This is a genomic window from Streptomyces sp. NPDC053069 (assembly GCF_044546895.1).
Lineage (GTDB): Bacteria > Actinomycetota > Actinomycetes > Streptomycetales > Streptomycetaceae > Streptomyces.
This window is the reverse complement of sequence record NZ_JBITZN010000027.1, coordinates 33,498-58,559: the sequence shown is the minus strand read 5'-3', so window position 1 is coordinate 58,559 and position 25,062 is coordinate 33,498. Positions and strand designations below refer to the sequence as shown.

Annotated in this window: 39 protein-coding genes and 2 pseudogenes; 4 read left to right on the top strand and 37 right to left on the bottom strand. The window is 66.6% G+C overall.

Annotation, left to right across the window (positions count from 1 at the left end):
• From ACIGXP_RS39455 to ACIGXP_RS39295, 33 genes and pseudogenes are all read right to left on the bottom strand, one after another.
• Positions 1-362 (bottom strand): annotated as a pseudogene (locus ACIGXP_RS39455) (DNA-directed RNA polymerase subunit alpha); the annotation flags it as partial.
• A 151-nt stretch (positions 363-513) separates the two neighbouring features.
• Positions 514-918, bottom strand: coding sequence for a 30S ribosomal protein S11 (gene rpsK, locus ACIGXP_RS39450; RefSeq protein ID WP_003956432.1), 405 nt, complete (start codon positions 916-918; stop codon positions 514-516).
• Positions 919-983: 65 nt separating this feature from the next.
• Positions 984-1,364, bottom strand: a complete 381-nt coding sequence (rpsM, locus tag ACIGXP_RS39445) for a 30S ribosomal protein S13 (RefSeq protein WP_023547369.1) — start codon at positions 1,362-1,364, stop codon at positions 984-986.
• 197 nt (positions 1,365-1,561) lie between these two features.
• Positions 1,562-1,675, bottom strand: coding sequence for a 50S ribosomal protein L36 (rpmJ, locus tag ACIGXP_RS39440; protein WP_003998809.1), 114 nt, complete (start codon positions 1,673-1,675; stop codon positions 1,562-1,564).
• A gap of 59 nt (positions 1,676-1,734) precedes the next feature.
• Complete coding sequence (infA, locus tag ACIGXP_RS39435; RefSeq protein WP_003948620.1) at positions 1,735-1,956, bottom strand: translation initiation factor IF-1; 222 nt, start codon at positions 1,954-1,956, stop codon at positions 1,735-1,737.
• Positions 1,957-2,109: 153 nt separating this feature from the next.
• Complete coding sequence (gene map, locus ACIGXP_RS39430; protein ID WP_399776745.1) at positions 2,110-2,946, bottom strand: type I methionyl aminopeptidase; 837 nt, start codon at positions 2,944-2,946, stop codon at positions 2,110-2,112.
• 99 nt (positions 2,947-3,045) lie between these two features.
• Entirely contained in the window at positions 3,046-3,711 is a 666-nt protein-coding gene (locus tag ACIGXP_RS39425; protein WP_363214353.1) for an adenylate kinase, read from the bottom strand.
• The gene (gene secY, locus ACIGXP_RS39420) at positions 3,711-5,024 is read right to left on the bottom strand and encodes a preprotein translocase subunit SecY (RefSeq protein WP_363214354.1); all 1,314 of its coding nucleotides are present in this window, start codon (positions 5,022-5,024) and stop codon (positions 3,711-3,713) included. The genes ACIGXP_RS39425 and secY overlap by 1 nt, the downstream gene beginning before the upstream one ends.
• A 245-nt stretch (positions 5,025-5,269) precedes the next feature.
• Positions 5,270-5,725, bottom strand: coding sequence for a 50S ribosomal protein L15 (rplO, locus tag ACIGXP_RS39415; protein WP_095748086.1), 456 nt, complete (start codon positions 5,723-5,725; stop codon positions 5,270-5,272).
• A 2-nt stretch (positions 5,726-5,727) separates the two neighbouring features.
• The gene (gene rpmD, locus ACIGXP_RS39410) at positions 5,728-5,910 is read right to left on the bottom strand and encodes a 50S ribosomal protein L30 (protein WP_003998814.1); all 183 of its coding nucleotides are present in this window, start codon (positions 5,908-5,910) and stop codon (positions 5,728-5,730) included.
• A gap of 2 nt (positions 5,911-5,912) precedes the next feature.
• Positions 5,913-6,518, bottom strand: coding sequence for a 30S ribosomal protein S5 (gene rpsE, locus ACIGXP_RS39405; protein ID WP_019753099.1), 606 nt, complete (start codon positions 6,516-6,518; stop codon positions 5,913-5,915).
• 36 nt (positions 6,519-6,554) lie between these two features.
• Positions 6,555-6,938 carry a 50S ribosomal protein L18 gene (gene rplR / locus ACIGXP_RS39400; RefSeq protein ID WP_014674380.1) on the bottom strand — a complete coding sequence of 128 codons (384 nt, stop codon included), beginning with the start codon at positions 6,936-6,938 and terminating at the stop codon, positions 6,555-6,557.
• A gap of 3 nt (positions 6,939-6,941) precedes the next feature.
• Positions 6,942-7,481 (bottom strand): 50S ribosomal protein L6, encoded by a 540-nt coding sequence (rplF, locus tag ACIGXP_RS39395; RefSeq protein WP_363214355.1) that lies wholly within the window; start codon positions 7,479-7,481, stop codon positions 6,942-6,944.
• 24 nt (positions 7,482-7,505) lie between these two features.
• Positions 7,506-7,904 (bottom strand): 30S ribosomal protein S8, encoded by a 399-nt coding sequence (rpsH, locus tag ACIGXP_RS39390; RefSeq protein ID WP_100827756.1) that lies wholly within the window; start codon positions 7,902-7,904, stop codon positions 7,506-7,508.
• A gap of 217 nt (positions 7,905-8,121) precedes the next feature.
• Positions 8,122-8,307 carry a type Z 30S ribosomal protein S14 gene (locus ACIGXP_RS39385; RefSeq protein ID WP_003948630.1) on the bottom strand — a complete coding sequence of 62 codons (186 nt, stop codon included), beginning with the start codon at positions 8,305-8,307 and terminating at the stop codon, positions 8,122-8,124.
• Positions 8,308-8,312: 5 nt separating this feature from the next.
• Complete coding sequence (rplE, locus tag ACIGXP_RS39380) at positions 8,313-8,870, bottom strand: 50S ribosomal protein L5 (protein WP_014674377.1); 558 nt, start codon at positions 8,868-8,870, stop codon at positions 8,313-8,315.
• On the bottom strand, positions 8,870-9,193 hold the full coding sequence (gene rplX / locus ACIGXP_RS39375) for a 50S ribosomal protein L24 (protein ID WP_055706473.1): 324 nt from the start codon (positions 9,191-9,193) through the stop codon (positions 8,870-8,872). Before rplX ends, rplE begins: the two co-directional genes overlap by 1 nt.
• A gap of 2 nt (positions 9,194-9,195) precedes the next feature.
• Positions 9,196-9,564, bottom strand: a complete 369-nt coding sequence (gene rplN / locus ACIGXP_RS39370; RefSeq protein WP_003998823.1) for a 50S ribosomal protein L14 — start codon at positions 9,562-9,564, stop codon at positions 9,196-9,198.
• Between the two features lie 95 nt (positions 9,565-9,659).
• Entirely contained in the window at positions 9,660-9,944 is a 285-nt protein-coding gene (gene rpsQ, locus ACIGXP_RS39365; RefSeq protein ID WP_153539280.1) for a 30S ribosomal protein S17, read from the bottom strand.
• Positions 9,944-10,168, bottom strand: coding sequence for a 50S ribosomal protein L29 (gene rpmC, locus ACIGXP_RS39360; protein ID WP_007494763.1), 225 nt, complete (start codon positions 10,166-10,168; stop codon positions 9,944-9,946). Before rpmC ends, rpsQ begins: the two co-directional genes overlap by 1 nt.
• Complete coding sequence (gene rplP / locus ACIGXP_RS39355; protein ID WP_009190136.1) at positions 10,168-10,587, bottom strand: 50S ribosomal protein L16; 420 nt, start codon at positions 10,585-10,587, stop codon at positions 10,168-10,170. Before rplP ends, rpmC begins: the two co-directional genes overlap by 1 nt.
• A 5-nt stretch (positions 10,588-10,592) precedes the next feature.
• Complete coding sequence (gene rpsC, locus ACIGXP_RS39350) at positions 10,593-11,414, bottom strand: 30S ribosomal protein S3 (RefSeq protein ID WP_014674374.1); 822 nt, start codon at positions 11,412-11,414, stop codon at positions 10,593-10,595.
• Positions 11,414-11,761, bottom strand: a complete 348-nt coding sequence (gene rplV, locus ACIGXP_RS39345; RefSeq protein ID WP_019329637.1) for a 50S ribosomal protein L22 — start codon at positions 11,759-11,761, stop codon at positions 11,414-11,416. The genes rpsC and rplV overlap by 1 nt, the downstream gene beginning before the upstream one ends.
• A gap of 45 nt (positions 11,762-11,806) precedes the next feature.
• Positions 11,807-12,088, bottom strand: coding sequence for a 30S ribosomal protein S19 (rpsS, locus tag ACIGXP_RS39340; RefSeq protein WP_030233885.1), 282 nt, complete (start codon positions 12,086-12,088; stop codon positions 11,807-11,809).
• Between the two features lie 12 nt (positions 12,089-12,100).
• Complete coding sequence (rplB, locus tag ACIGXP_RS39335) at positions 12,101-12,937, bottom strand: 50S ribosomal protein L2 (RefSeq protein WP_228621219.1); 837 nt, start codon at positions 12,935-12,937, stop codon at positions 12,101-12,103.
• Between the two features lie 40 nt (positions 12,938-12,977).
• Positions 12,978-13,397, bottom strand: a complete 420-nt coding sequence (gene rplW / locus ACIGXP_RS39330) for a 50S ribosomal protein L23 (protein WP_363214357.1) — start codon at positions 13,395-13,397, stop codon at positions 12,978-12,980.
• Complete coding sequence (gene rplD, locus ACIGXP_RS39325) at positions 13,397-14,050, bottom strand: 50S ribosomal protein L4 (protein WP_363214358.1); 654 nt, start codon at positions 14,048-14,050, stop codon at positions 13,397-13,399. Before rplD ends, rplW begins: the two co-directional genes overlap by 1 nt.
• 8 nt (positions 14,051-14,058) lie before the next feature.
• Positions 14,059-14,703 carry a 50S ribosomal protein L3 gene (rplC, locus tag ACIGXP_RS39320; RefSeq protein WP_103781446.1) on the bottom strand — a complete coding sequence of 215 codons (645 nt, stop codon included), beginning with the start codon at positions 14,701-14,703 and terminating at the stop codon, positions 14,059-14,061.
• Positions 14,704-14,719: 16 nt separating this feature from the next.
• Entirely contained in the window at positions 14,720-15,028 is a 309-nt protein-coding gene (rpsJ, locus tag ACIGXP_RS39315; RefSeq protein WP_003948644.1) for a 30S ribosomal protein S10, read from the bottom strand.
• Between the two features lie 324 nt (positions 15,029-15,352).
• Positions 15,353-15,910, bottom strand: coding sequence for a hypothetical protein (locus ACIGXP_RS39310; protein WP_399776736.1), 558 nt, complete (start codon positions 15,908-15,910; stop codon positions 15,353-15,355).
• 265 nt (positions 15,911-16,175) lie between these two features.
• A complete protein-coding gene (locus ACIGXP_RS39305; protein WP_399776733.1) occupies positions 16,176-17,267 on the bottom strand; it encodes a hypothetical protein in 1,092 nt (363 codons plus the stop codon).
• Between the two features lie 37 nt (positions 17,268-17,304).
• Positions 17,305-19,629 carry a hypothetical protein gene (locus ACIGXP_RS39300; protein ID WP_399776731.1) on the bottom strand — a complete coding sequence of 775 codons (2,325 nt, stop codon included), beginning with the start codon at positions 19,627-19,629 and terminating at the stop codon, positions 17,305-17,307.
• A 55-nt stretch (positions 19,630-19,684) separates the two neighbouring features.
• A complete protein-coding gene (locus tag ACIGXP_RS39295; RefSeq protein WP_399776728.1) occupies positions 19,685-20,107 on the bottom strand; it encodes a hypothetical protein in 423 nt (140 codons plus the stop codon).
• A gap of 222 nt (positions 20,108-20,329) precedes the next feature.
• Between ACIGXP_RS39295 and ACIGXP_RS39290 the strand changes: the two genes are divergently transcribed.
• Positions 20,330-20,707: a hypothetical protein gene (locus tag ACIGXP_RS39290; protein WP_399776727.1), complete on the top strand. Its 378-nt coding sequence runs from the start codon at positions 20,330-20,332 to the stop codon at positions 20,705-20,707.
• 85 nt (positions 20,708-20,792) lie between these two features.
• Here ACIGXP_RS39290 and ACIGXP_RS39285 read toward each other — a convergent pair whose 3' ends face one another.
• The 3 genes from ACIGXP_RS39285 to ACIGXP_RS39275 are packed head-to-tail and all read right to left on the bottom strand — an operon-like array spanning position 20,793 to position 22,443.
• Entirely contained in the window at positions 20,793-21,407 is a 615-nt protein-coding gene (locus ACIGXP_RS39285; protein WP_399776724.1) for a serine/arginine repetitive matrix protein 2, read from the bottom strand.
• A complete protein-coding gene (locus tag ACIGXP_RS39280; protein WP_399776722.1) occupies positions 21,404-21,601 on the bottom strand; it encodes a DUF397 domain-containing protein in 198 nt (65 codons plus the stop codon). The genes ACIGXP_RS39285 and ACIGXP_RS39280 overlap by 4 nt, the downstream gene beginning before the upstream one ends.
• On the bottom strand, positions 21,598-22,443 hold the full coding sequence (locus ACIGXP_RS39275) for a helix-turn-helix domain-containing protein (protein WP_399776720.1): 846 nt from the start codon (positions 22,441-22,443) through the stop codon (positions 21,598-21,600). Before ACIGXP_RS39275 ends, ACIGXP_RS39280 begins: the two co-directional genes overlap by 4 nt.
• Before the next feature lie 149 nt (positions 22,444-22,592).
• Between ACIGXP_RS39275 and ACIGXP_RS39270 the strand changes: the two genes are divergently transcribed.
• The 3 genes and pseudogenes from ACIGXP_RS39270 to ACIGXP_RS39260 form a co-directional block, all read left to right on the top strand.
• The gene (locus ACIGXP_RS39270; RefSeq protein WP_399776718.1) at positions 22,593-23,126 is read left to right on the top strand and encodes an ATP-binding protein; all 534 of its coding nucleotides are present in this window, start codon (positions 22,593-22,595) and stop codon (positions 23,124-23,126) included.
• The gene (locus ACIGXP_RS39265) at positions 23,123-23,545 is read left to right on the top strand and encodes a hypothetical protein (protein WP_399776716.1); all 423 of its coding nucleotides are present in this window, start codon (positions 23,123-23,125) and stop codon (positions 23,543-23,545) included. Before ACIGXP_RS39270 ends, ACIGXP_RS39265 begins: the two co-directional genes overlap by 4 nt.
• Positions 23,542-23,724: pseudogene (locus tag ACIGXP_RS39260) on the top strand (hypothetical protein); the annotation flags it as partial. The gene ACIGXP_RS39265 and the pseudogene ACIGXP_RS39260, both read left to right, overlap by 4 nt.
• A 103-nt stretch (positions 23,725-23,827) precedes the next feature.
• Here the strand turns inward: ACIGXP_RS39260 and tuf are convergent.
• A complete protein-coding gene (tuf, locus tag ACIGXP_RS39255) occupies positions 23,828-25,021 on the bottom strand; it encodes an elongation factor Tu (protein ID WP_363214371.1) in 1,194 nt (397 codons plus the stop codon).
• Positions 25,022-25,062: the final 41 nt, after the last annotated feature.

Genomic DNA, 25,062 nt, shown 5'->3' with positions numbered 1-25,062 from the left:
GGGTTGTGCACCTCGACACCGGCCGGGGGCGCGATGTCGGCGGCGGTGACCAGACCCGGACCCTGCTTGCGCAGGTACATCACGACCGGCTCGTCGTGCTCCGAGGAGACGACCAGCTGCTTGATGTTGAGGATCAGGTCGGTGACGTCCTCCTTGACGCCCGGCACGGTGGTGAACTCGTGCAGGACGCCGTCGATGCGGATGCTGGTGACAGCGGCACCGGGGATCGACGACAGGAGGGTGCGGCGCAGGGAGTTACCGAGGGTGTAGCCGAAGCCCGGCTCCAGCGGCTCGATCACGAACCGGGAGCGGAACTCGTCGACGACCTCTTCGGTCAACGAGGGACGCTGAGCGATCAGCATGTGTGGATCAGATCCTTCATTCGTGGACGCCCGCTATTTGACGTCCGACGGAACCGTCCCGGCACAAGGGACGGGTACTGCAAGGGTACGGGCGATACGGCCCGAGAGAGCCGTACCGCCCGAAACCAAGCCTGCTCGAAGCAGCCGTGCGTCAGACGCGGCGGCGCTTCGGCGGGCGGCAGCCGTTGTGCGGGGTCGGGGTGACGTCCTGGATGGAGCCGACCTCGAGGCCCGTGGCCTGCAGGGAGCGGATCGCGGTCTCACGACCGGAGCCCGGGCCCTTGACGAACACGTCGACCTTGCGCATGCCGTGCTCCTGGGCGCGGCGGGCAGCCGACTCGGCGGCCATCTGCGCGGCGAACGGCGTGGACTTCCGGGAGCCCTTGAAGCCGACGTGGCCGGCGGAGGCCCAGGAGATCACGTTGCCGGACGGGTCCGTGATCGAGACGATCGTGTTGTTGAACGTGCTCTTGATGTGCGCGTGGCCGTGAGCGACGTTCTTCTTTTCCTTGCGGCGCACCTTCTTGGCAGCGCCCTGACGTCCCTTGGGGGGCATCTACTAACTCCTACGGGAGGTGGTCGGTCCTACAGCGAAGACCGTGGACAGGTGTCCGCTGCGGACTACTTCTTGCCCGGCTTCTTCTTGCCGGCGATGGCGCGACGCGGGCCCTTGCGGGTACGGGCGTTGGTGCTGGTGCGCTGACCGCGGACGGGCAGACCGCGACGGTGACGGAGACCCTGGTAGCAGCCGATCTCGACCTTGCGGCGGATGTCGGCCTGGATCTCGCGACGGAGGTCACCCTCGGTCTTGATGTTGTTGTCGACGTACTCGCGGATCGCGACCAGCTGCTCTTCGGTCAGGTCACGAACGCGGGTGTTCGGGTCGACGCCGGTCGCAGCCAGCGTCTCCTTCGAGAGGGTCCGGCCGATGCCGAACACGTAGGTGAGGGCGACCTCCACGCGCTTTTCGCGCGGGATGTCAACACCGGAAACGCGTGCCATTCAATGGCTCCTGGTGAATCTTCGGAGGTCTTCCACAGAACCGGCTCCCGGCCGCCGTACCAGGTACGAACCGGGTCCCCGGCCTCCGAACCGGGGGTGTCAAGCCGCTTGCGACGGCTTGGGTCCTGCGTATGAACATATTCAGCTCGCGTCGCGCGAATCTCTGCGATGGAGGTGCAGAGGGTAAAGGTCGTGCGTCAGCCCTGGCGCTGCTTGTGGCGCGGGTTCTCGCAGATGACCATGACCCGACCGTGACGGCGGATCACCCTGCACTTGTCGCAGATCTTCTTGACGCTCGGCTTGACCTTCATTGGATTGAGGTTCTCCGGGTCAGTGCCACCACCCCGCCGAGACGGGATGCGGGCAAGATCTACTTGTACCGGTAGACGATCCGGCCACGCGTCAGGTCGTACGGAGACAGCTCCACCACGACCCGGTCGTCAGGGAGGATGCGGATGTAGTGCATACGCATCTTGCCGCTGATGTGTGCCAGGACCTGGTGGCCGTTCTGGAGCTCGACCTTGAACATGGCGTTCGGCAGAGACTCGACGACAGTGCCCTCGATCTCGATGGCACCTTGCTTCTTGGCCACGCTTCGCCCTTCGAATCGACTACCTTGATCGACTCCCCCGCTTTCCCTTACGGGGTGCATGCGGACATGCGGGTGCACGAGAGCCGACGAGTCAGTCTACGTCGCCGCCCTCGGAAAGGCGAATCGAGGAAGTCTGCCCCATGGGGGAGATCTCTATGCGAGAGGGTCGGGAGCGGCCGTGATGCCGTACTCCGCCAGCTTTGCCCTGCCCCCGTCGGGAGCGGTGAGCACCAGGGGGCCCTCCGCCGTCAGGGCGACCGAGTGCTCCCAGTGGGACGACCAGGTGCCGTCCGTCGTGATGACCGTCCAGTCGTCCGACAGGACCTCCGTGCGCGGAGTACCGAGCGACACCATCGGCTCGATCGCGAGGCAGAAGCCGGGCACCAGCTTGGGCCCCTTGCCGCGGCGCCGGTCGACGTAGTTCAGCAGGTGCGGGTCCATGTGCATCTCGGTGCCGATGCCGTGGCCGCCGTAGTCCTCGATGATCCCGTACTTGCCGCCGCCCGGCTTGGGCTGGCGGCGGATGTACGTCTCGATGGCCCGCGAGATGTCGACCAGGCGGTTGCCCTGCTTCATGGCCGCGATGCCGGCCCACATCGACTCCTCGGTCACCCGGGACAGCTCGACCAGCTCCGGGGCGTGACCGGACCCCACGAACGCCGTGTAGGCGGCGTCGCCGTGCCAGCCGTCGATGATCGCGCCGCAGTCGATGGAGATGATGTCGCCGTCCTTGAGGACGACGTCGTCGGAGGGGATGCCGTGGACGACGACGTCGTTCACGGAGGTGCAGATGGTCGCCGGGAAGCCGCCGTAGCCCAGGAAGTTCGACTTGGCGCCGTGCTCGGCGAGGACCTTGCGGGCGACCTCGTCCAGGTCCTTGGTGGAGGCGCCGGGCACCGCGGCCTCACGGGTGGCCGCGTGGATGGCGGCTACGACCAGGCCCGCCGCACGCATCTTCGCGATCTGCTCGGGCGTCTTGATCTGCACCATGGGGCCTGCGCTCTCCCTCACTCACACCAACTGGGTTACGTACACAACAGTACGGCCGCGGCGCCCGGGGAAGGGCACCGCGGCCGGAAGGACCGCGATCTACTTGTTCTCGGCCTTCTCGCGCTTGAGTGCCCCCAGCGCCCGCTGCGTGATCTCGTCCACCGGGCCCAGGGAGGAGATCGTCACGACCAGGCCCTGCGCCTTGTAGTAGTCGATGATCGGCTCGGTCTGCGTGTGGTAGACCTCCAGCCGCTTGCGGACCGTGTCCTCGGAGTCGTCGTCACGCTGGTACAGCTCGCCGCCGCAGACGTCGCAGACGCCTTCCTTCTTCGGCTGGCTGTACGTCACGTGGAAGACGTGCGAGGAGTCGTTGCGGCAGATGCGGCGGCCGGCGATGCGCTTGACGACCTCGTCCTCCGGGACCTCCAGGTCCAGGACCGCGTCCAGCGTGATGCTCTCGGTGCGCAGCAGCTCGTCCAGCGCCTCGGCCTGGGAGACGTTCCGCGGGAAGCCGTCCAGCAGGAAGCCGCGCTCGGCGTCCGGCTGCTCCATACGGTCCTTGGCCATCGCGATGGTGACCTCGTCCGGAACGAGGTTGCCGGCGTCCATGTAGGACTTCGCGAGCTTGCCCAGCTCCGTCTGCTGGCTGATGTTGGCCCGGAAGAGGTCACCCGTGGAGATGTGCGGGATCGCCAGCTTCTCTGCGAGACGGACGGCTTGCGTTCCCTTACCGGCACCCGGCGGCCCGACGAGGACGATACGCATCAGCGGAGGAACCCTTCGTAATTGCGCTGCTGGAGCTGGCTCTCGATCTGCTTCACCGTCTCGAGGCCGACACCCACGATGATCAGGATGCTGGTCCCGCCGAAGGGGAAGTTCTGGCTTGCCCCAAAGCCCACCAACGCCATTGTCGGTACGAGAGCGATCAGGCCCAGATACAGCGAACCCGGCCAGGTGATCCGGTTGAGCACATAGCTGAGGTACTCAGCGGTCGGTCGGCCAGCCCGGATGCCCGGGATGAAGCCACCATACTTCTTCATGTTGTCGGCGACTTCCTCGGGGTTGAAGGAGATCGCCACGTAGAAGAACGCGAAGAACACGATGAGCAAGAAGTACAGAGTGATGTAAATCGGGTGGTCGCCCTTGGTCAGGTTGTTCTGGATCCACTGCTTCCAGTTCGAATTGCCCCCCGCGAACTGCGCCACGAGTGCCGGGATGTAGAGCAGCGAGGAGGCGAAGATGACAGGAATCACACCCGCCTGGTTGACCTTGAGCGGGATGTACGTGGACGTACCACCGTAGGAACGACGGCCGATCATGCGCTTGGCGTACTGGACCGGGATGCGGCGCTGGGCCTGCTCGACGAAGACGACCAGACCGACCATGACCAGGCCGACCAGGATCACGGTGCCGAACTCGATCCAGCCACCGGCCAGGGTGCCCTGCTTCTTGATCGCCCACAGCGCGGACGGGAAGGTCGCGGCGATCGAGATGAACATCAGGATCGACATGCCGTTGCCGATGCCGCGGTCGGTGATCAGCTCGCCGAGCCACATCACGACGCACGTGCCGGCGGTCATGCAGACGACCATCGTGATCGTCGTGAAGATCGCCTGGTCCGGGACGATCTGGGTGGCCACGGAGCAGCTGCCGAACAGCGCGCCGCTACGGGCGGTGGCGACCAGACCCGTGCCCTGCAGGATGGCCAGCGCCACCGTCAGGTAACGGGTGTACTGGGTGATCTTGGCCGTACCGGCCTGGCCCTCCTTCTTCAGGGCTTCCAGGCGCGGAATGACAACGGTCAGCAGCTGCAGGATGATGCTGGCCGTGATGTACGGCATGATCCCGAGCGCGAAGACCGTGATCTGCAGCAGCGCTCCGCCGCTGAACATGTTGACCAGCCCGAAGAGGCCCTGGTTGCCGGAGGCCTCACGGACACACGTCTGAACGGCCTTGTAGTTGACGCCGGGGATCGGGATGTGGGTACCGACCCGGTAGACCACGATGATGCCCAGCGTGAAGAGCAGCTTCTTGCGCAGGTCGGGCGTCCTGAACGCCCGGGCGAACGCGGTGAGCACGGTGCCTCCTGCGACCCCCGCGCAACTGCGTCAAGGGTGACGGTCTTGAGGTTCGACGGATACAGACGAATAACTAACGGTCAACTGCCGCTCAGGGTGCCCCATGGGAGGCACCCGGTGAAAGTAGGCAGTGCTGGCCACCTTACCGGCGAGAGCACCGCCCTAGGAACGACCGACCGGGGATACCCCATTTGTGGGGTATCCCCGGTCGGGATCGTTCACGTCATCGAGTGGACCTGAGGGACTCAGACCAGCTCGGTGACCGTACCGCCGGCGGCGGTGATCTTCTCCTTGGCGGAGCCGGAGACGGCGTCGACCGTCACCTGCAGCGCCACGGAGATCTCGCCCTGGCCGAGGACCTTGACGAGGCTGTTCTTGCGAACGGCACCCTTGGCCACCAGCGACTCGACGGTGACCTCGCCACCCTCCGGGTAGAGCGCGGCCAGCTTGTCGAGGTTCACGACCTGGTACTCGGTCTTGAACGGGTTCTTGAAGCCCTTCAGCTTCGGGAGGCGCATGTGCAGCGGCATCTGGCCACCCTCGAAGCGCTCCGGAACCTGGTAGCGGGCCTTGGTGCCCTTGGTACCACGACCGGCCGTCTTACCCTTCGACGCCTCACCACGACCGACACGGGTCTTGGCGGTCTTGGCGCCCGGGGCGGGACGGAGGTTGTGGATCTTCAGCGGGTTCTGCTCCGCCATGATCAGTCGACCTCCTCGACCGTCACGAGGTGGCGGACGGTGTGCACCATGCCGCGGAACTCGGGGCGGTCCTCCTTGACGACCACGGTGTTGATCCCCTTGAGACCAAGCGACCGCAGGGTGTCACGGTGGTTCTGCTTGCTGCCGATGTAGGACTTGACCTGCGTGATCTTGAGCTGCGCCATGATTACGCACCCGCCCCGGCACGCGCACGGAGAAGAGCCGCGGGAGCGACGTCCTCGAGCGGCAGACCACGGCGGGCCGCGATCTCCTCGGGACGCTGCAGACCCTTCAGGGCCTCCACGGTCGCGTGCACGATGTTGATGGCGTTGTCGGAGCCGAGCGACTTCGACAGCACGTCGTGGATACCGGCGCACTCGAGCACGGCACGCACCGGACCACCGGCGATAACACCGGTACCCGGGGACGCGGGCTTGAGCAGCACCACGCCGGCAGCCTTCTCACCCTGGATCGGGTGCGGGATGGTGCCCTGGATCCGGGGGACCTTGAAGAAGTGCTTCTTGGCCTCCTCAACGCCCTTGGCGATGGCGGCCGGCACCTCCTTGGCCTTGCCGTATCCGACACCCACGGTGCCGTCACCGTCGCCCACCACGACCAGCGCGGTGAAGCTGAAGCGACGACCACCCTTCACAACCTTGGCGACGCGGTTGATCGCGACGACGCGCTCAACGTACGCGGTCTTCTCGGCGGCAGCAGCGCCGCCGTCACGGCCCTTCCGGTCCCGCCGCTCGCCGCCACCGGCACCGCTTCCGCGGCGCTGGGGTCCAGCCATTGGATTACCTCTCTCTTTCCGCTAGCTACAAGCGGCTCAGAACTTGAGCCCGGCCTCGCGGGCGGCGTCCGCCAGGGCGGCGATGCGCCCGGCGTACTGGTTGCCACCACGGTCGAACACGACGGCCTCGACACCGGCGGCCTTGGCACGCTCGGCAACGAGGGCGCCGACCTGCTTGGCCTGCGCGGACTTGTCGGCCTCGCCGCCACGGATCGACGCGTCCAGGGTGGACGCCGACGCCAGGGTGTGGCCCTTCAGGTCGTCGATCACCTGCGCCACGATGTGGCGGTTGGAGCGGGTCACGACCAGACGGGGACGCTCCGCCGTACCGGAGATCCGCTTGCGGATCCGGATGTGACGGCGCTTGATCGCGGCGCGCTTGTAGGCGTCGCCCTTGAGGATCTTCTGCCCGTATGCCATGGCTTACTTACCCGCCTTTCCGACCTTGCGGCGGATGACTTCGCCCTCGTACTTGACGCCCTTGGCCTTGTACGGGTCGGGCTTGCGCAGCTTGCGGATGTTGGCCGCAACCTCGCCGACCTTCTGCTTGTCGATGCCCTCGACCTGGAAGCGGGTCGGGGTCTCCACCTTGAAGGTGATGCCCTCGGGGGCCTCGACCAGGATCGGGTGGCTGTAACCGAGAGCGAACTCCAGGTTCGAACCCTTGGCGGTCACGCGGTAACCGACACCGCTGATCTCGAGCTTCTTCACGTAACCCTGGGTCACGCCGGTGATCATGTTCGCCACCAGCGTGCGGGACAGGCCGTGCAGGGCCTTGTTCTGACGCTCGTCGTTGGGGCGGGTCACCTGCAGGGTGCCGTCCTCGCCCTTGACGACCTCGATCGGCGCCGAGACGGTGTGGGTCAGCTCGCCCTTGGGGCCCTTGACCGAGACCGTACGGCCGTCGATGGTGACGTCCACGCCGGCGGGAACCGCGATGGGGAGCTTGCCGATGCGCGACATAGCTGTTTCCTCCGTTCCCTTCTGCTACCAGACGTAGGCGAGGACTTCCCCACCCACGCCCTTCTTGCCGGCCTGCTTGTCGGTGAGGAGCCCGTGCGACGTGGAGATGATCGCCACGCCGAGGCCGCCCAGCACCTTCGGCAGGTTGGTGGACTTCGCGTACACCCGGAGACCGGGCTTGGAGATCCGCTTGATGCCCGCGATGGAGCGCTCACGGTTCGGGCCGAACTTCAGCTCGAGGGTGAGGTTCTTGCCCACCTCGGCGTCCTCGACGCGCCAGCCCGTGATGAAGCCCTCCTGCTGGAGGATCTCCGCGATGTGAGACTTGATCTTGGACGCCGGCATCGTCACGGTGTCGTGGTACGCCGAGTTCGCGTTCCGCAGACGAGTCAGCATGTCTGCGATCGGATCAGTCATGGTCATGAATTGGCCTGTGGCCTTTCTCGCCGGGGTTTCCTATATGCGCCATCCCTCTCCCCGTACTTCTGCAGACGGGACGGGTGCGGCGCGGGGACCTACGGCGTAGTAAGTCGATCCAGGGCGGCAGAGGCCCAACCCTCCTAGCCTAAGGCATGGAAGGTACGGGCCCCCGCCGACCCAGTTGCTTACCGAGAGGTCCAGGAATCCCTGAAAGTGGGGATTACCAGGAGCTCTTGGTCACGCCCGGCAGCTCGCCACGGTGAGCCATCTCACGAAGGCACACGCGGCAGAGGCCGAACTTGCGGTACACGGAGTGCGGACGGCCGCAGCGCTGGCAGCGGGTGTAGCCACGCACACCGAACTTGGGCTTGCGAGCAGCCTTCGCGATGAGAGCCTTCTTCGCCATCTCGCTCACGCCTCCTTGAACGGGAAGCCGAGGTGACGGAGAAGGGCACGGCCCTCTTCGTCGTTGGTCGCCGTGGTCACCACGGTGATGTCCATACCCCGGACGCGGTCGATCTTGTCCTGGTCGATCTCGTGGAACATGACCTGCTCCGTGAGACCGAAGGTGTAGTTGCCACGGCCGTCGAACTGCTTCGGGGACAGGCCGCGGAAGTCGCGGATGCGCGGCAGCGCGAGCGACAGGGTGCGGTCCAGGAACTCCCACATGCGGTCGCCACGGAGCGTGACGTGGGCACCGATGGGCTGGCCCTCACGCAGCTTGAACTGCGCGATGGACTTGCGGGCCTTGGTGACGGCCGGCTTCTGACCGGTGATCGTGGTCAGGTCGCGGATCGCGCCCTCGATCAGCTTCGAGTCACGGGCGGCGTCACCGACACCCATGTTGACCACGATCTTGACGAGGCCGGGAACCTGCATGACGTTCTCGTACTTGAACTCGTCACGCAGCTTGCCCGCGATCTCCTCGCGGTACTTCGTCTTCAGACGCGGAGTGGTGGTGGTAGCCATCAGATGTCCTCACCCGTCCGCTTGGCAACGCGGATCTTGTTGCCCTCTTCGTCGAAGCGGTAGCCGACACGCGTGACGACCTTCTGACCGTCCTTCTCCACGACCAGCTGAACGTTGGACACGTGGATGGGGGCCTCGGTGGTCACGATGCCGCCGGCCTGGGAACCGCGAGCGGTCGGACCGGCCTTGGTGTGCTTCTTGACCCGGTTGACACCCTCGACCAGGACACGCTCCTCGCGCGGGTAAGCGGCAATGACCTTGCCCTGCTTGCCCTTGTCCTTGCCGGTGATGACCTGGACCAGGTCGCCCTTCTTGATCTTCATGCTTACAGCACCTCCGGCGCGAGCGAGATGATCTTCATGAACTTCTTCTCGCGCAGCTCACGGCCGACCGGGCCGAAGATGCGGGTGCCGCGAGGGTCGCCGTCGTTCTTCAGAATGACGGCGGCGTTCTCGTCGAAGCGGATGTACGAGCCGTCCGGACGGCGGCGCTCCTTGACGGTGCGAACGATGACCGCCTTGACGACGTCACCCTTCTTCACGTTGCCACCGGGGATCGCGTCCTTGACGGTGGCGACGATGACGTCACCGATGCCCGCGTAGCGGCGACCGGAGCCACCGAGCACACGGATGCAAAGGATCTCCTTCGCACCAGTGTTGTCGGCGACACGCAGTCGCGACTCCTGCTGGATCACGTCTATCTCCTGTTTGTCTGCCGGTTCCCGGCAGGGGTTCTACGAACCCCTGCCGAGCCTGGCGGAACTGACCTGCGGGGTTTGCCCCGCAGGAATTACTTGGCCTTCTCGAGGATCTCGACGACGCGCCAGCGCTTCGTCGCGGACAGCGGCCGGGTCTCCATGAGGAGGACGCGGTCGCCGACACCCGCGGCGTTCTGCTCGTCGTGTGCCTTGAGCTTGTTGGTACGGCGGATGACCTTGCCGTACAGCGCGTGCTTGACGCGGTCCTCGACGGCGACGACGACGGTCTTGTCCATCTTGTCGCTGACGACGAGACCCTCACGGGTCTTGCGGAAACCGCGCGCCTCGGTGTTCTCAGTCACGTTCTTCTCGCTCATCAGGCGTTCTCCACCGTCTCGATGCCGAGCTCACGCTCACGCATGAGGGTGTAGATCCGGGCGATGTCCTTGCGGACCGCCTTGAGACGGCCGTGGTTCTCGAGCTGGCCCGTCGCCGCCTGGAAGCGGAGGTTGAACAGCTCTTCCTTGGCCTCGCGGAGCTTCGCCAGAAGCTCCTCGTTGCCCAGCTCGCGCAGCTCGGACGCCTTGGTACCGGCCGACATCACGCTTCACCTGCCTCGCGCTTGACGATCCGGCACTTCATCGGCAGCTTGTGGGCCGCACGGGTCAGCGCCTCACGGGCGATCTTCTCGTTGGGGTACGACAGCTCGAACATCACGCGTCCGGGCTTGACGTTGGCGATCCACCACTCCGGAGAACCCTTACCGGAACCCATGCGGGTCTCGGCCGGCTTCTTCGTGAGCGGACGGTCCGGGTAGATGTTGATCCAGACCTTGCCGCCACGCTTGATGTGGCGGGTCATCGCGATACGAGCCGCCTCGATCTGGCGGTTCGTCACGTAGGCCGGGGTCAGCGCCTGGATGCCGTACTCGCCGAACGCAACCTGCGTTCCACCCTTGGACATACCGTTGCGCTTCGGGTGGTGCTGCTTGCGGTGCTTGACCCTACGGGGGATCAGCATGACGGTCAGGCCTCCGTTCCGGTGCTCTCAGCCGGAGCGGCAGCGGGAGCCTCGGCCTTGGGGGCCTCGGCGCCGGCAGCCTGCTGCGGCTTGCGACCGCGCCGCTCGCCACCGCGGCCACCACGGGCCGGGCGGTCGGCGCCACCGCGGGCCGGGCGGTTACCCGCACGGGCGGCAGCGTTCTCGGCGCGGACCTCGGCGATGTTCTTGACGTCGCCCTTGTAGATCCAGACCTTCACACCGATGCGGCCGAAGGTCGTCTTGGCCTCGAAGAAGCCGTAGTCCACGTTCGCGCGGAGCGTGTGCAGGGGCACGCGGCCCTCGCGGTAGAACTCCGAGCGGGACATCTCGGCGCCGCCGAGGCGGCCACCGCACTGGATCTTGATGCCCTTGGCGCCCGCCTTCATCGCCGACTGCATGCTCTTGCGCATGGCACGGCGGAAGGAGACGCGGGAGGACAGCTGCTCGGCGACGGCCTGGGCCACCAGCTGAGCGTCCGTCTCCGGATTCTTGACCTCGAGGATGTTCAGCTGGACCTGCTTGCCGGTCAGCTTCTCCAGGTCACCGCGGATGCGGTCGGCCTCGGCGCCGCGGCGGCCGATGACGATGCCCGGGCGAGCGGTGTGGATGTCCACGCGGACGCGGTCACGGGTGCGCTCGATCTCAACCTTCGAGATACCGGCGCGCTCCATGCCGGACGTCATCATCCGACGGATGGCGACGTCTTCCTTGACGTAGTCCTTGTACAGCTTGTCGGCGTACCAACGCGACTTGAAGTCGGTCGTGACACCGAGCCGGAACCCGTGCGGGTTTACCTTCTGGCCCATTACCGGGTTCCTTCCTTGCTGCTGACGACCACGGTGATGTGGCTGGTCCGCTTGCGGATCCGGTAGGCACGGCCCTGGGCACGCGGACGGAACCGCTTCAGGGTCGGGCCCTCGTCGACGTAGGCCTCGGAGATGTAGAGGCTGTCGGCGTCGGTGTGGTCGTAGTTGTGCGCGGCGTTGGCGATGGCGCTGTCGAGCACCTTGCCGACCGGCACGGAGGCTGCCTGCGGAGCGAATCGCAGAACAGCCTGGGCCTCCGTGGCGTCCATGCCACGGATGAGGTCCACCACACGGCGGGCCTTCATGGGCGTGACGCGGATGTACCGCGCCTGGGCCCTGGCTTCCATGGTTGTCCCTTCAGAGTTACTTACGTGTCTGAATGCGATCCGCTACTAGCGGCGCTTCGACTTCCGGTCTTCCTTGACGTGACCCCGGAAGGTGCGCGTCGGCGAGAACTCGCCGAGCTTGTGGCCGACCATCGACTCGGTGACGAACACCGGGATGTGGGTCTTGCCGTTGTGCACCGCGAGCGTGTGGCCCAGCATGGCCGGGACGATCATCGAGCGGCGGGACCAGGTCTTGATGACGTTCTTGGTGCCGGCTTCGTTCTGGGCGTCCACCTTCTTCATGAGGTGGTCGTCGACGAAGGGCCCCTTCTTCAGGCTACGAGGCATCTCAACCCGTCCTTAGCGCTTCTTGTTCGTCTTGCGGCGGCGGACGATGTACTTGTTCGACGCCTTCTTGGGCGAACGAGTACGGCCTTCCTTCTTGCCCCACGGGGACACAGGGTGGCGACCACCGGAGGTCCGGCCCTCACCACCACCGTGCGGGTGGTCAACCGGGTTCATGACGACACCACGGACGGTCGGGCGAACGCCCAGCCACCGCTTACGGCCGGCCTTACCCCAGTTGATGTTGCTCTGCTCGGCGTTGCCGACCTCGCCGACGGTGGCGCGGCAGCGGACGTCGACCAGGCGGACCTCACCGGACGGCATGCGCAGGTGGGCGTAGGCGCCCTCCTTCGCGAGCAGCTGCACGGAGGCACCGGCCGAGCGGGCGAACTTGGCGCCGCCGCCCGGACGCAGCTCGATGGCGTGCAGGGTCGTACCGACCGGGATGTTGCGCAGGGCGAGGTTGTTGCCCGGCTTGATGTCGGCCCCGGGACCGTTCTCGATCCGGTCGCCCTGGTTCAGGCCACGCGGCGCGAGGATGTAGCGCTTCTCGCCGTCCGCGTAGTGCAGCAGCGCGATGCGAGCGGTGCGGTTGGGGTCGTACTCGATGTGCGCGACCTTCGCCGGCACGCCGTCCTTGTCGTGACGACGGAAGTCGATCACGCGGTAGGCGCGCTTGTGTCCGCCACCCTGGTGGCGAACGGTCACACGACCGGCGTTGTTACGGCCGCCCTTGCTGTGCAGGGGGCGGACCAGCGACTTCTCCGGCGTGGACCGCGTGACCTCGACGAAGTCGGCGACGCTGGCGCCACGACGGCCCGGCGTAGTCGGCTTGTACTTGCGGATTCCCATTTCTCAGTCCTCGTCCGATATCGGACGATCCGGACCGCCCTTAGGCGGTCGGACCGCCGAAGATGTCGATACGGTCGCCCTCGGCGAGGGTCACGATCGCGCGCTTGCTGCCGGCACGCTGACCGAAACCGGTCTTCGTGCGCTTGCGCTTGCCCTGGCGGTTGATCGTGTTGACCCCGGTGACCTTGACCGAGAAGACCGCCTGGACGGCCTGCTTGATCTGGGTCTTGTTGGCGTTCGGGTCGACGATGAACGTGTACTTGTTCTCGTCGAGGAGCGCGTAGCTCTTCTCGGAGACGACCGGCTTCAGCAGGACGTCACGGGGGTCCGTGTACGACTTGCTCAGCGGGGTCTCGACGGTGTTCTTGCCCTCGGCGGCGTGACGGCGCGCCTTGGCGACGCGCGCGGCCTTGGCGGCCTTGGCGGCCTTCGAGGCGATAGCGGGGTGACGGATGGCCATCAGACCTCGCTCCCTTCGGTGTCGTTGGCCTTCGGGCCGGCGACGAAGGACTCGAAAGCGGCCTGGGTGAAGACCACGTCGTCCGAGACGAGAACGTCGTACGTGTTCAGCTGGCCCGGCTCCAGGATGTGGACCTGGGGCAGGTTGCGGGCGGACAGCCACGCGGCCTCGTCGGCGCGGTCGACGACCAGGAGCAGGTTCTTGCGCTCCGAGATCTTGCCGAACAGCGACTTGGCGGCCTTGGTGCTGGGGGTCCCGCCCTCGACCACGCCGGAGACGACGTGGATGCGGTTGTGACGCGCCCGGTCGGTGAGGGCACCGCGCAGGGCGGCGGCCTTCATCTTCTTCGGGGTGCGCTGCGAGTAGTCGCGCGGCACGGGACCGTGCACGACGCCACCACCGGCGAACTGCGGCGCGCGGGTCGAACCCTGGCGGGCGCGACCGGTGCCCTTCTGGCGGTACGGCTTCTTGCCACCACCACGGACTTCACCGCGGGTCTTGGTCTTGTGCGTGCCCTGGCGGGCAGCGGCCAGCTGCGCGACGACGACCTGGTGGATCAGCGGAACGCTGACCTTGGCGTCGAAGATCTCCGCGGGGAGCTCGACGGAACCGGCCTTCTCGCCCGCCGGCGAAAGGATGTCAACAGTGCTCATCGGTTACCTCAGGCCCCCTTGGCCGCGGTGCGGACCAGGACGAGGCCGCCGTTCGGACCGGGAACCGCGCCCTTGATGAGCAGCAGACCCTTCTCCGCGTCAACGGCGTGGACGGTCAGGTTCTGGGTGGTGACCCGCTCGTTGCCCATGCGACCCGCCATGCGGAGGCCCTTGAACACACGGCCCGGGGTGGCGCAGCCACCGATGGAACCGGGGGAGCGGTGCTTGCGCTGGGTGCCGTGACCGGCGCCGAGGCCACCGAAGTTGTGGCGCTTCATGACACCGGCGAAGCCCTTGCCCTTGCTCTTGCCGGTGACGTCGACCTTCACGCCGGCCTCGAACACCTCAGCGGTGATCTCCTGGCCCAGCGTGTACTCGGAGGCGTCCGCGGTGCGGATCTCGACGAGGTGACGACGGGGGGTGACGTCGGCCTTGGCGAAGTGGCCCTTGAGGGGCTTGTTCACCTTGCGCGGGTCGATCTCGCCGAAGGCGATCTGGACCGACTCGTAGCCGTCGACGTCGTTGGTACGAACCTGGGTCACGACGTTGGGGCCGGCCTTGACGACGGTGACCGGAACAACACGGTTGTTCTCGTCCCACACCTGCGTCATGCCGAGCTTCTCGCCCAGGATGCCCTTGATCTGCTTAGCCATTCTCAGCCCACCAGCCTCAGAGCTTGATCTCGATGTCGACACCGGCCGGCAGGTCGAGTCGCATCAGAGAGTCAACGGTCTTGGGGGTCGGGTCGAGGATGTCGATCAGGCGCTTGTGCGTGCGCATCTCGAAGTGCTCGCGCGAGTCCTTGTACTTGTGCGGCGACTTGATGACGCAGTACACGTTCTTCTCAGTGGGCAGCGGCACCGGGCCCGCGACCGACGCACCAGTGCGGGTCACCGTCTCGACGATCTTCTTCGCCGAGGAGTCGATGACCTCGTGGTCGTAGGCCTTGAGCCGGATGCGGATCTTCTGTCCCGCCATGGCTACTCAGTAGTCCTGTCTCTTCTCACGCTCTGGAACCCGGCGGATTCCTTCTGCTGCCTTCGCTCCTCCGACCCACGCGGTCGGGCGTGTCGCGCTCCCGCTGACACAGATGCCCCTTGTTCGAACATCCCTGCGGGGAATGCGACGGCCCTTCCGGAACCGCGGACCGGGGACCTCAGGCCCACCGGGCGCCTGGCCGGTGCCGCGCCCACACTTCCCGGAAGATTCCCGTACGTCCGCCCCAGTGCTGCCATTCAGGCAGTTAGGGCGACGAGTACTGTGGGACTCGCTTCCGGTCCTCCCGGCGGGAGGCGCGCAGCATCAACACTCGACCGAGCAACTCGGACAGTCTGCCATATGGGGTGGGGGGCTGGCCAATCGGGCCGGAGAGAATACCCCGGGGGTGACGTAGGTCAAACTGCGGGCCCGGGGTTCCTCAGGGAAGGTCACCCTCCAGTCATCCACCATGTCAGCGCCCTGCTGCCCGAAGGTGTCCGAGCTGTTCTGCAGCCCGCCCGTACGGAGGGTGCGCCACCAGGTGTCGACCAGATGCCCGGCCGGGTCCCTGTCGTAAGGAGGGGGCGCGGAAGCCTGCCTCGTCGCCGCCCTGAAGACATCGCGCTGCCATTGCTTCGCCGCCGCATCACCGAGGTCTCGGCGAACGCCGGTGGCGACCGCGTCCAGCGAGCCGAACACACGCGCGTTCCGCGCAGGCGGAACGGTGACGGCGGCGAGCCGCTCAGCGGCCGGGTGGGCGGCACCCCCTTCGGCGGCCCCGGCGGCGTCGGCGGACCGGCCGCCGAGACCACCAAGCGTGGCGTCGAGACGTCCGCCCGTCTTTGTCAAGGTCTCGTTGACAGCGTCCAGAACGGTCTTCATCGTCTGCGCCTGCTGCAGGTCATCCCGGACCGGTAACCGCTGCCCAGCACCGCATGCACGCGCTTGTCACCGAGCAGGTCACGGCACGTCCCCGCGTGCCCGTCCGGGCCAGGAGCAGTCATGCCGCGGTGCCGCCGATCGCCGCCGCACAAGCGGCGCCGGCGGCGATGACGACGCGGCGACGCCGCGGGGAGCGGCGGGAGGGTGCTTCGGGCATGTTTTCGTTGACTGAAGAGTGCGGCCGAAGGGCGTTGCGCCTACTCGACTACCGCGGGCGTTCCATCCTCGGAGCCGTGCAGCCGCGCTGCTTCGCCTCGTGGTCGGCGAAGGCCTTCAGGGCGGTCTTGGCGAATGACGCCGAGTAGTGGCGGACGGGGTAGCCGTCGGTGTCCCGGTCGTAGAGGTGGTAGAGCGCAAACACCGCCTCCTGACCCGACTGAGGGCACGTGGCGGTGGCCAGGGCGTAGTCGTCACTGCGGTTGGTCAGATTGAGCGACTCAAAGTCCTTGGCGACGGCACCGTAGTACGCGTACAGCCCGTAACCCGGCTTGCCTCCCGGGGTGAACAGGTAGCAATTGACCTGCGGCGTGTAGGCGTCCGCGGGGTACTCGACGAATCCGGGCGTCCCGGCGTCGGACGCCTGGCCGGCGAGCCCTCGGAGCGCGGCGCAGGAGCCCCGAGCCTGCGCAAGTCGCCGAGGGGCCGTCTCAGCCCTCGGGGACGGAAGCGAGACATGGGTCAGCTGCCTACCGCCCTGCGCATGGCACCCGTACTGGGCAGCCGCCTTCTGTGCCGTTTCCGTCGTCACTCTGCCCAGCCCGGTGAGCACGGGCCCCCTCGTCTTTGCGTCCTTCGGCCACTGAATGAGGTCGCCGTACGCCACCAGAGCCCTGTTCTTGTTGTTCTGGCAGTCAAGGGCGACCACGACTTGCGCTGCCCCGTCGTACCGGACGAAGCCCGGCCAGCCGTTACCGAGAGGCACCACCTGCCCCTGCAGCCCGTTGGCGCTCTTGCTGAACGGTGCAAGAGCCTCGGAGGTGGCCGACTGGTCGCTCCAGCGGAGCATGAGCTGGAGAGCGCCACCATGCAGACCTGTGTCCGGCCTGTTGATCAGGCAAGCCGCCAGGTACTCCGAATCGTCGACGGCCCTGGCACGCGCATGCGAGGAATTCAGCGCATCCCCGAGGCCACCCTGAGCCAGGGTGCCACCGCATGCCGAGTCAAGGGACCGTTGATCCCGCCAGTGCGCGTAGACACCAGTGCTGTAGAGCGCCTGCGCCACGATGTACAGCGTCAGCAGGATGCCGCCCACGGACCAGCCGACCAGGCGCCGCCTGCGGCTTGCAAAGATCTTCATCGTGCTCTTCCCGTTCGGGCGGTGTCACCCTTCGGCGTCATCGGTCGGCTCGGAGAACGTCCAGCGCCCGGTCACGGCCGTAGTTGTAGTCCTGCTGGCCAACGTGGACGTATTGCTTCGTCCAGTCGCTGTCGATGTCGTTGCCGCGGCTGTGGCTCCACATCCTGACCATGTTCTCCACGTCATGCTGTCCGGCTGCGTAGAGCTTGACGTTCTGTTCCGTGGCCTTGAGGTTCGCTTCGGCAACGTGCTCCTTGTTCGATTCGTACGTATAGAGGTCGAGGGCCCTCGTGGCCGCATCCCCAGCCACGCCGAGGAATTCGGCGTTCTTCGGCTTGAACATGAGTGCCGTACTGAGCGAGTTGCTGAGACCGTGGTTGAAGTCGGCGGCCCATTGTGTTTTGTTGAAGCGTTCATCGAAGATGACGTCGGCGCGGACCCCGTCATACGCGCCCATGGCCCGCGAACAGTCGGTGATGCGATTACTGATCACCGTCTTGCTGGCGTCCTGCGGAAGAGCGGCCAATAGGTCGTGAGCATGGCGCTGCTCCGCACCGTAGACATGTCCGAACGCCGTCGGATCATCGGCTATACCGCGCATGATCTTGGTAAGGGAGTCCCGCGCAACAGTGATGTGTGCTCCGTTCTTGTCACTCCAGACCGAGCCCGTGTTGCCGGGAGGGATTTCAAAACGCGAATCCGACTGCGCGTTGATCTCATGGGTGTCCGGCGTGTACGCCGTCAGTATGTGCGCCAGCGGAAGTGTGAGATTCTCCGGCAGTTTCTCCGCCTGCTTCACGGAGTTCAGTGTGTCGATGGTGTGTTGCAGGATGCGGGCCTGCGGCTCGGTGTGCTGACCGATCGGGTGATAGTCACCCGGCGCCTGGCCGGTCGTCGCGGCCTCCAGGGCAGCGCCGAAGCCCTTGCGGACGTCAGTGTCCTGCACGTCGGATACCACGTAGTCGACCTTGGCGCCGTCGTGCGTGGTGTTGATGATGTTCCAGTCCCGACTGTCCAGGAGGTAATCCAGGCGCTGCTTGCCGGCGGCAGTGCCGGGGTCGAGATAGCCGGTCGCCCCTTCCGGATTGCGTGACATGACCTCAAGGGTGCCGTCGACGGGGTCGTTCGCGAACCAGCCGTCGCCGTCCTTATCGCTGAACTTTCCATAGAGATCCCAGATATTGGGGTCCCTCTTCTCCGCGGCGATCATGCCGTCAGCGACGTCCGCGACAAACTGGGGGGAGTAGCCGTGCCCCTGCTGCATGAGCGTGGCGAGGCTCTGGTATCCGCGGATCTCCTGACCGTGCCCGTACCCGAGGTCTATTTTGTCCCCCGCCGCTTCGAGGGAGTATTTGTCGTCGCCGTGTTCACGTAGCGCCGCACGCCACTTGTTGTAGAACTCGGCGTCATCGGTCTTCGTCCAGGCCTTGAACGCCTCGTTGTACGCGTCGCTCCCGAAGCGCAGGTGTCTGCCCTGGGAGTCCTTGAAATCAGGCACGCGTGTGGCGACCGCCAGGGAGTCCGCAAGCCCACCATTGATCGCGAGGTAAGTGCTCTTGTTCTTGGTGTCGTCAGAGTACGCAAGGTCATCGAGCTTGTTCGTGAACTTGAGGGTGCCGTCTGGCCCCAGCCCGTCCAGGAAGGTCTGGCTGAACGCCTTGTCACCCTTGTTGTCCTGGAACGCGCGGCGCAGTTCGGCGAGGTCGGTGGCGGAGACCTTCTCGCCCTTGGCGACCCGCCGGGCGATGTCGTCCGCCTCCTGGGCCTCGTACTTCTCGATGTCACCCTGCGCCTTGCCGTTGAAGTCAGGGATCGTGCCGTCGCCCATGTCGGGGCCTTTCACGACGGCAGCCAAGGCGACCTCGACGCCCTTGTCGGCGTCGTTCACGTCCTTCACGCACTGGTCGATGCGGGCCTGCCAGGAGGCGACGGATTTGCGGACGCTGAGCCCGTAGTCGGTGTCTGTCGCCAGCCGCTGGCGGTCCCTCGTGCTGAGCTTGTCGTCGTCGAGCGAGACCACGCCCTGGTCCGACACTTTCATGCCCTTGGCGATCGCATCGTCCCGGGCCGACTCCAGCTTCTTACGCAGGTCCGCGAACTGCGTGTGCGCGTCCCGGAGGAGCGAGGCGATCGCCTTGGCCTCGGTCTGGGCGTTCTGGAACTCCGTGAGCCGGACGCCGAAGCGAGCGTTGGCGGCCTGCCGACTCTCGCCCGCGAACGTCGGGAGCAGAGTGATGCCGTGGACGTCCCGCCGGTACGCGGACTCCTGCTTGTTGAGCTCCTTCGCCATGCCGTCCCAGCGTTCGGCGGCCGTGGTAAGCGTGGACAGGTCGGTCGTCAGGATCTCGTGGTAGGTCGGCATGGGTCCCCGTTGAAGGCAGTGAATTCGATGGCGTGCCAGAGAGCTCGGCTGTCCGTCAGTGCTTCGACGGAGGTGAATACGTGTCGAACACAGACACCTTGCGCGCCGTACCGGCCACTCCAACGTCCGTTCCGGTCAACACGGTGTTGTTGTTCCGGAGGGCCGATTCGTCATCCGCCAGCCGGTTCAGAAAGTTCTTGACCTGTTCGCACCAGTTCTTGTGCATTTTGCCCACAGCAGCGGACGTGAGCCAGCCGTACCCGTCCTTCGCATCGAATGCCTTCACCACGGCGACCGTCTCGTCGTCCGCCCAGGCCCCCGCCGTCTTGGTCTCCGGTGCTATGTGATTGTGGAGAGTGTCGGCTGCGGCCTTCTTCTGGTCCGGAGAGTGCGCGAGGTCGGACCCGCCACCACCCGGGATGTCCTGCAGGTGATTGAGCCGTATTGCCACGGCGCGTTCGCCGCCACTACTTGCCACGATGCCAACCCCCGTCTAGCGCTCTGGCGTGCTCGCGTCACGCTAGCAAACGCCCCAGCCGCAACAGGCAGTTGGGCTGCGGGGCTTGGGCTTCCTTTACGACGGCAGGGGGGTGTGCCTGGATTAACGGCACGGCGGAGAGGGCCCCTCCCGACGGACGGCGTGGGTCGACCCGGGACGGGAGGTGTGCTGGACTGGTCGCTGATCACGATTGGGGGATTCATGACAGCTGAGGAAACGGCCGTCCCCGCCGAGGGCCGCTCCGCGGAGGTGCGCCGAGCCGGCGACCGCGTCGAGAAGTGGTCGATCGGGTGGACGATGCTGGCACTGGCGATGTGGGTATGGTTCGCCTACCTGCTGCTCGCGGACCACGGCCCCGAGAACTCGTCGTACGACGGCACCCGCCGCAACGCGTGCCGGGGCCCGCTGATCGATCCCTCCCCGACGAACGGCATCTGCGCCGAGGACCACCTGCGCCAGTGGCCGGCGCTGCTGGGCGTCCTCGCGCTCGCCGTCCTGCCCACCGTCCTGGCGGCGGCGACCACGGTGTACGCCAAGGTCCTGTCCCGGTTGGCCGACCAGGCGAGAGCCCGGTCCTAGGCGGAGGCCTGCCGGGCCGCTCTCGGCGATCCGGGAAGAGGCCCGTGAGCGCATCACCGGCTACGGCGGCCCCGAGATCCCGCGCTCAATACACCTGGCCAGGCGGCTGCGGGCCCCACTGCGGCGGAGGCGCCCACGTGGCGGCGAGCCGTCGGCGGTGGCGGCTGCGGCGGACCGCGGTGACGACGACGATGGCCGCGGCCGAGGCGAACGCGGCGATGAAGCAGCCGATCGCCGCGGCGATGCCGCCGATCATGGATCCCACCTTGGGCTTGTCTCCCAGCGCGAACTCGGCCGGCAGTGCGGAGGTGCAGGTGAGCGTGTAGTCGCCGCTGCTGCCGGGCTTCACCTCGAAGACCCGGTCCCAGGTGCGGGACCCGGCGGTGATGCGGAAGGTGCTGTCCGGCTGCGTCATCGACCCCGACCGCATCTCCGGGATCCGGCAGTCGACGTGCCCCTGCCCGGCCTGGGAGACGTAGATCGCCTTGGTCTTCCCCTGGACGAAGCTGACTGTCCGCGCGTCGCCGCTGGAGAAGCTGTGCGCGGTGTCGATCGATCCCACCGTGTTCTTCACCGTCATCACGATGAAGGCGGCACCGACACCAGCCAGTACGAGCCCCAGCAGTGCGGCTACCAGGTACCAGATACGCCGGGGCCGCAGGTCCTTGGCCGGGATGGCAGGGCGCGCGTTGAGACTCATGGACGGGCGCTCTTGGCCGCGTACGGCAGGAAGCCGGCCCAGGCGGTGGGCGTGACGGCGAGCCGCGGGCCTTCGGTGTTCTTGGAGTCGCGGATGTGGATGGTGGCGGCGGTGGGGGCGACTTCGACGCAGTCGTTGCCGTTACTGCTGTCGCTGTAGCTGCTCTTGAACCAGTGGAGTTCCGGGGTGCTCATAGTTCTCCCAGCGCTTGCTCGATGAAGGCCAGAGACTCCTCTGGCGTGAGCGCCTGAGCCCGGATGATGCCATAGCGCAGATCGAGGACGCGGAGCTGCCTCGGGTTCGAGACGGGTCGGCCTGCGAAGTCACCGTCGGTACGGCCCATCCCCGTGCCGTCCGCGAACTTCAGCACTTGGATCCGGCCCCCCGTCCCTGGATGGTTCGCGCGGGCGGTCGGCATCACCTGAAGCTCCACGAACGGCAATCGGGCGACCTCCAGCATGTGTTCGAGCTGTCGGCGCAACACCATTGTGTCCCCGACCGGGCGGCGCAGCGTCACCTCTTCCTGGACGAAACTGAACTCCGGTGCGGGCGAGCGCTCGAAGACGGACTTGCGTGCCATGCGAGCACCCACCATGCGCTCCAGCTGGTCCGGTGAGTAGGCCGGACGCCAGGTACGAAGCAGCGCTCGCGCGTACTCCTCCGTCTGCAGCAGGCCGTGGATGTTGTGGTTGCTGTACAACAGCATCTCCACCGACCGCCCCTCCAACTCTGCCAGCTCCCGTACCTTCTTCGGATACCGCGCCCTCTTCATGTCCTCCCTGAAGGCCCTCAGATGCCCCTGCGCCTTCAGCATCTGGTCCGCCCTGTCCAGGAACTCCGGCCGGGGAATGCGGGCGCCCCGCTCGATCTTGCGGATCATGTCCTCGCCGTACCCCATGGCCTCGGCCAGCCCGCACACCGTCACCCCGGCAGCCTCCCGGCAGACCTTGAGCAGCCGCCCCACCGCCTGGACCACCGGCTCGATCTCGTCCCCCGGCTCGACGTCCCAGCCCGCCTCGTCCACGTCCTCGCCCATGGCTCCTCCTCCGCCCCGCACTCGTACCCGTACAACGCCCGAGACAGCCGAGACAGCCGAGACAAAGCAGGGACAGTCACCGTACGTAGAGGCGTTGTCACCCACTCACGGAAGCAGGTTCGGCGACGCTGAGTGACGTGAATCAAGAAATGCGTGTCCGACTGTCCCCCACCCCGCGCGGCGCCCGCCTCGCCCGACTGCTCGCCGAACAGCAACTCCGCACCTGGGGGCTGCCGTTGGAGAGAGCGACGCAGATCATCGCGGAGCTGGCATCGAACGCCGCCACCCATGGACGCGTACCCGGCCGTGACTTCCAGTTGCTGCTCTACGTCGTCGACGACACACTCCGCATCGAGGTCACCGACACGCGCGGTGACTGCCTGCCCCGCCTTCGACACCCGGCGGCGCAAAGCGAATCAGGCCGCGGACTCGTCCTCGTCGAAGCACTCGCCGACCGCTGGGGCGTCACCCATGGACGGCACCCGCGCAAGACCGTCTGGGCCGAGGTCACCTTCCCGGCACCGGAACCCGGCGGACCGTGCTCCGGTGCCACGGGCGGTCCGACCGCAGACATGCGACGGCCCCCGCCGGGAGGACCAAGCACCCGAACCGGCGCTCCCACTCCGCGCACTCCGGCGGGCTCGTCCACGAGCACACCCGGCACACCTCACGGTTCACGGTGATCGGCAACGCCGTCGACATCAAGACCCTCGCCGCCTGCTTCCGCGAGGGCACGACCCGTATCGCCGCCGCCCTGCGCGAGCTGGAGACCTACGGCTACTTGCGCCGCGAACGGACCCGCGTCCCCGGCGGCCGTATCGTCACCCGCACCGTCTGCTGCGACCAGCCGGGCCGGCACGGCGACGCGTCCGCAGCACCATCGCCCCGGGCCCCGGCCCGCCGCGCCGCCACCGCACCGCGGCAAAAGCCCCACGCCGCCACGCCGCGCAGCCCTCCCCGCCGTGCCGAATCCCGCGCACCTCTCCCCCACTCTCCTCCAGGCGGCCACCGACGTCCTCACCGGCCTCCGCCGCACGCCCCCCGTCTGCTCCTGTCCGCCACCGACGCCGAGCATCTCCAGCCCCCGGTGCGACGGCTGTGACCCGTACGACTCCGGCCCGGCCGCTCGACGTCGCTGCGGCCTTTCCCCACGCCGGCCCCGCTCGCCCGTACCGCCGTACGGCTGCATCCCCGCACCGGCGCGCCCACCGCGGCGGACGGTTCCATCGGTGGGGGCCCCTTTTGTGGCCGGCCGAGGCACCATGGCCTGTCTGTCCGGAGCACCGCCTGCGAAGAAGTCGCCCGGCAATGCGAAGAGGCCCGTACGACCGAAGTCGTACGGGCCTCCTCTTAGGTCAGTCAGTGACCCTCAAGCAAGCGGAACCTACTTGACGATCTTGGTGACCTGGCCGGCGCCCACGGTGCGGCCACCCTCACGGATGGCGAACTTCAGGCCCTCCTCCATGGCGACGGGCTGGATGAGGTCCACCTTCATCTCGGTGTTGTCACCCGGCATGACCATCTCGGTGCCCTCGGGGAGGGTCACCACGCCGGTCACGTCCGTCGTACGGAAGTAGAACTGCGGGCGGTAGTTGTTGAAGAACGGCGTGTGGCGGCCACCCTCGTCCTTGGACAGGATGTAGGCCTGAGCCTCGAACTCCGTGTGCGGGGTGACCGAGCCCGGCTTGATGATGACCTGGCCGCGCTCGACGTCCTCGCGCTTGATGCCGCGGAGCAGCAGACCGACGTTCTCACCGGCCTGGCCCTCGTCGAGCAGCTTGCGGAACATCTCGATACCGGTGACCGTGGTGGTGGTCTTCTCGGTCTTGATGCCGATGATGTCGACGGTCTCGTTGACCTTCAGGACACCACGCTCGATACGGCCGGTGACGACCGTACCGCGACCGGTGATCGTGAAGACGTCCTCGATCGGCATGAGGAACGGCTTGTCGACGTCGCGCTCCGGCTGCGGGATCGACTCGTCGACGGCGTTCATCAGGTTGAGGACGGAGTCCACCCACTCCTTCTCGCCCTCGAGGGCCTTGAGAGCGGAGACCTTGACGACCGGAACGTCGTCGCCGGGGAACTCGTACTCGGAGAGGAGCTCACGGACCTCGAGCTCGACGAGCTCCAGGATCTCCTCGTCGTCCACCATGTCGGCCTTGTTCAGGGCGACGACGATGTACGGAACGCCGACCTGGCGGGCCAGGAGCACGTGCTCCTTGGTCTGCGGCATCGGGCCGTCGGTGGCGGCGACCACCAGGATCGCGCCGTCCATCTGGGCGGCACCGGTGATCATGTTCTTGATGTAGTCCGCGTGACCCGGGCAGTCGACGTGGGCGTAGTGACGCGCCTCGGTCTGGTACTCGACGTGCGCGATGGAGATGGTGATACCGCGCTGACGCTCCTCGGGCGCCTTGTCGATGTTGTCGAACGGGGTGGCCTCGTTCAGGTCCGGGTACGCGTCGTGCAGCACCTTGGTAATGGCGGCCGTGAGGGTCGTCTTACCGTGGTCGATGTGACCGATGGTGCCGATGTTGACGTGCGGCTTAGTCCGCTCGAACTTCGCCTTCGCCACTGGGGTCCTCCTGTGGAGTGGTTCTGTACGCCTTACTTCAT

Coding starts and splice junctions, on each gene's coding strand:
- ACIGXP_RS39385 (WP_003948630.1), bottom strand. CDS start 8,307: ATGGCGAAGAAGGCTCTCATCGCGAAGGCTGCTCGCAAGCCCAAGTTC.
- rpsJ (WP_003948644.1), bottom strand. CDS start 15,028: ATGGCGGGACAGAAGATCCGCATCCGGCTCAAGGCCTACGACCACGAG.
- rplX (WP_055706473.1), bottom strand. CDS start 9,193: ATGAAGATCAAGAAGGGCGACCTGGTCCAGGTCATCACCGGCAAGGAC.
- ACIGXP_RS39305 (WP_399776733.1), bottom strand. CDS start 17,267: ATGAAGATCTTTGCAAGCCGCAGGCGGCGCCTGGTCGGCTGGTCCGTG.
- rpsH (WP_100827756.1), bottom strand. CDS start 7,904: ATGACCATGACTGATCCGATCGCAGACATGCTGACTCGTCTGCGGAAC.
- rplW (WP_363214357.1), bottom strand. CDS start 13,397: ATGGCCATCCGTCACCCCGCTATCGCCTCGAAGGCCGCCAAGGCCGCC.
- ACIGXP_RS39280 (WP_399776722.1), bottom strand. CDS start 21,601: ATGAGCACCCCGGAACTCCACTGGTTCAAGAGCAGCTACAGCGACAGC.
- ACIGXP_RS39290 (WP_399776727.1), top strand. CDS start 20,330: ATGACAGCTGAGGAAACGGCCGTCCCCGCCGAGGGCCGCTCCGCGGAG.
- rpsQ (WP_153539280.1), bottom strand. CDS start 9,944: ATGAGCGAGAAGAACGTGACTGAGAACACCGAGGCGCGCGGTTTCCGC.
- rplC (WP_103781446.1), bottom strand. CDS start 14,703: ATGGCTAAGCAGATCAAGGGCATCCTGGGCGAGAAGCTCGGCATGACG.
- ACIGXP_RS39310 (WP_399776736.1), bottom strand. CDS start 15,910: ATGAAGACCGTTCTGGACGCTGTCAACGAGACCTTGACAAAGACGGGC.
- rplE (WP_014674377.1), bottom strand. CDS start 8,870: ATGGCTACCACCACCACTCCGCGTCTGAAGACGAAGTACCGCGAGGAG.
- ACIGXP_RS39285 (WP_399776724.1), bottom strand. CDS start 21,407: ATGAGTCTCAACGCGCGCCCTGCCATCCCGGCCAAGGACCTGCGGCCC.
- ACIGXP_RS39425 (WP_363214353.1), bottom strand. CDS start 3,711: ATGCGTATCGTCCTCGTCGGGCCGCCGGGTGCCGGTAAGGGAACGCAA.
- rpmJ (WP_003998809.1), bottom strand. CDS start 1,675: ATGAAGGTCAAGCCGAGCGTCAAGAAGATCTGCGACAAGTGCAGGGTG.
- rplR (WP_014674380.1), bottom strand. CDS start 6,938: ATGGCATACGGGCAGAAGATCCTCAAGGGCGACGCCTACAAGCGCGCC.
- rpsE (WP_019753099.1), bottom strand. CDS start 6,518: ATGGCTGGACCCCAGCGCCGCGGAAGCGGTGCCGGTGGCGGCGAGCGG.
- rplD (WP_363214358.1), bottom strand. CDS start 14,050: ATGAGCACTGTTGACATCCTTTCGCCGGCGGGCGAGAAGGCCGGTTCC.
- rplV (WP_019329637.1), bottom strand. CDS start 11,761: ATGGAAGCCAGGGCCCAGGCGCGGTACATCCGCGTCACGCCCATGAAG.
- ACIGXP_RS39300 (WP_399776731.1), bottom strand. CDS start 19,629: ATGCCGACCTACCACGAGATCCTGACGACCGACCTGTCCACGCTTACC.
- map (WP_399776745.1), bottom strand. CDS start 2,946: ATGGTGCAGATCAAGACGCCCGAGCAGATCGCGAAGATGCGTGCGGCG.
- rplO (WP_095748086.1), bottom strand. CDS start 5,725: ATGGCGGAGCAGAACCCGCTGAAGATCCACAACCTCCGTCCCGCCCCG.
- rpsK (WP_003956432.1), bottom strand. CDS start 918: ATGCCCCCCAAGGGACGTCAGGGCGCTGCCAAGAAGGTGCGCCGCAAG.
- rplB (WP_228621219.1), bottom strand. CDS start 12,937: ATGGGAATCCGCAAGTACAAGCCGACTACGCCGGGCCGTCGTGGCGCC.
- ACIGXP_RS39275 (WP_399776720.1), bottom strand. CDS start 22,443: ATGGGCGAGGACGTGGACGAGGCGGGCTGGGACGTCGAGCCGGGGGAC.
- rpsS (WP_030233885.1), bottom strand. CDS start 12,088: ATGCCTCGTAGCCTGAAGAAGGGGCCCTTCGTCGACGACCACCTCATG.
- ACIGXP_RS39270 (WP_399776718.1), top strand. CDS start 22,593: ATGCGTGTCCGACTGTCCCCCACCCCGCGCGGCGCCCGCCTCGCCCGA.
- rplF (WP_363214355.1), bottom strand. CDS start 7,481: ATGTCGCGCATCGGCAAGCTCCCCATCGCGGTTCCCGCCGGCGTGGAC.
- rpsC (WP_014674374.1), bottom strand. CDS start 11,414: ATGGGCCAGAAGGTAAACCCGCACGGGTTCCGGCTCGGTGTCACGACC.
- rpmD (WP_003998814.1), bottom strand. CDS start 5,910: ATGGCGCAGCTCAAGATCACGCAGGTCAAGTCCTACATCGGCAGCAAG.
- rpsM (WP_023547369.1), bottom strand. CDS start 1,364: ATGGCACGCGTTTCCGGTGTTGACATCCCGCGCGAAAAGCGCGTGGAG.
- rplP (WP_009190136.1), bottom strand. CDS start 10,587: ATGCTGATCCCCCGTAGGGTCAAGCACCGCAAGCAGCACCACCCGAAG.
- rpmC (WP_007494763.1), bottom strand. CDS start 10,168: ATGTCGGCCGGTACCAAGGCGTCCGAGCTGCGCGAGCTGGGCAACGAG.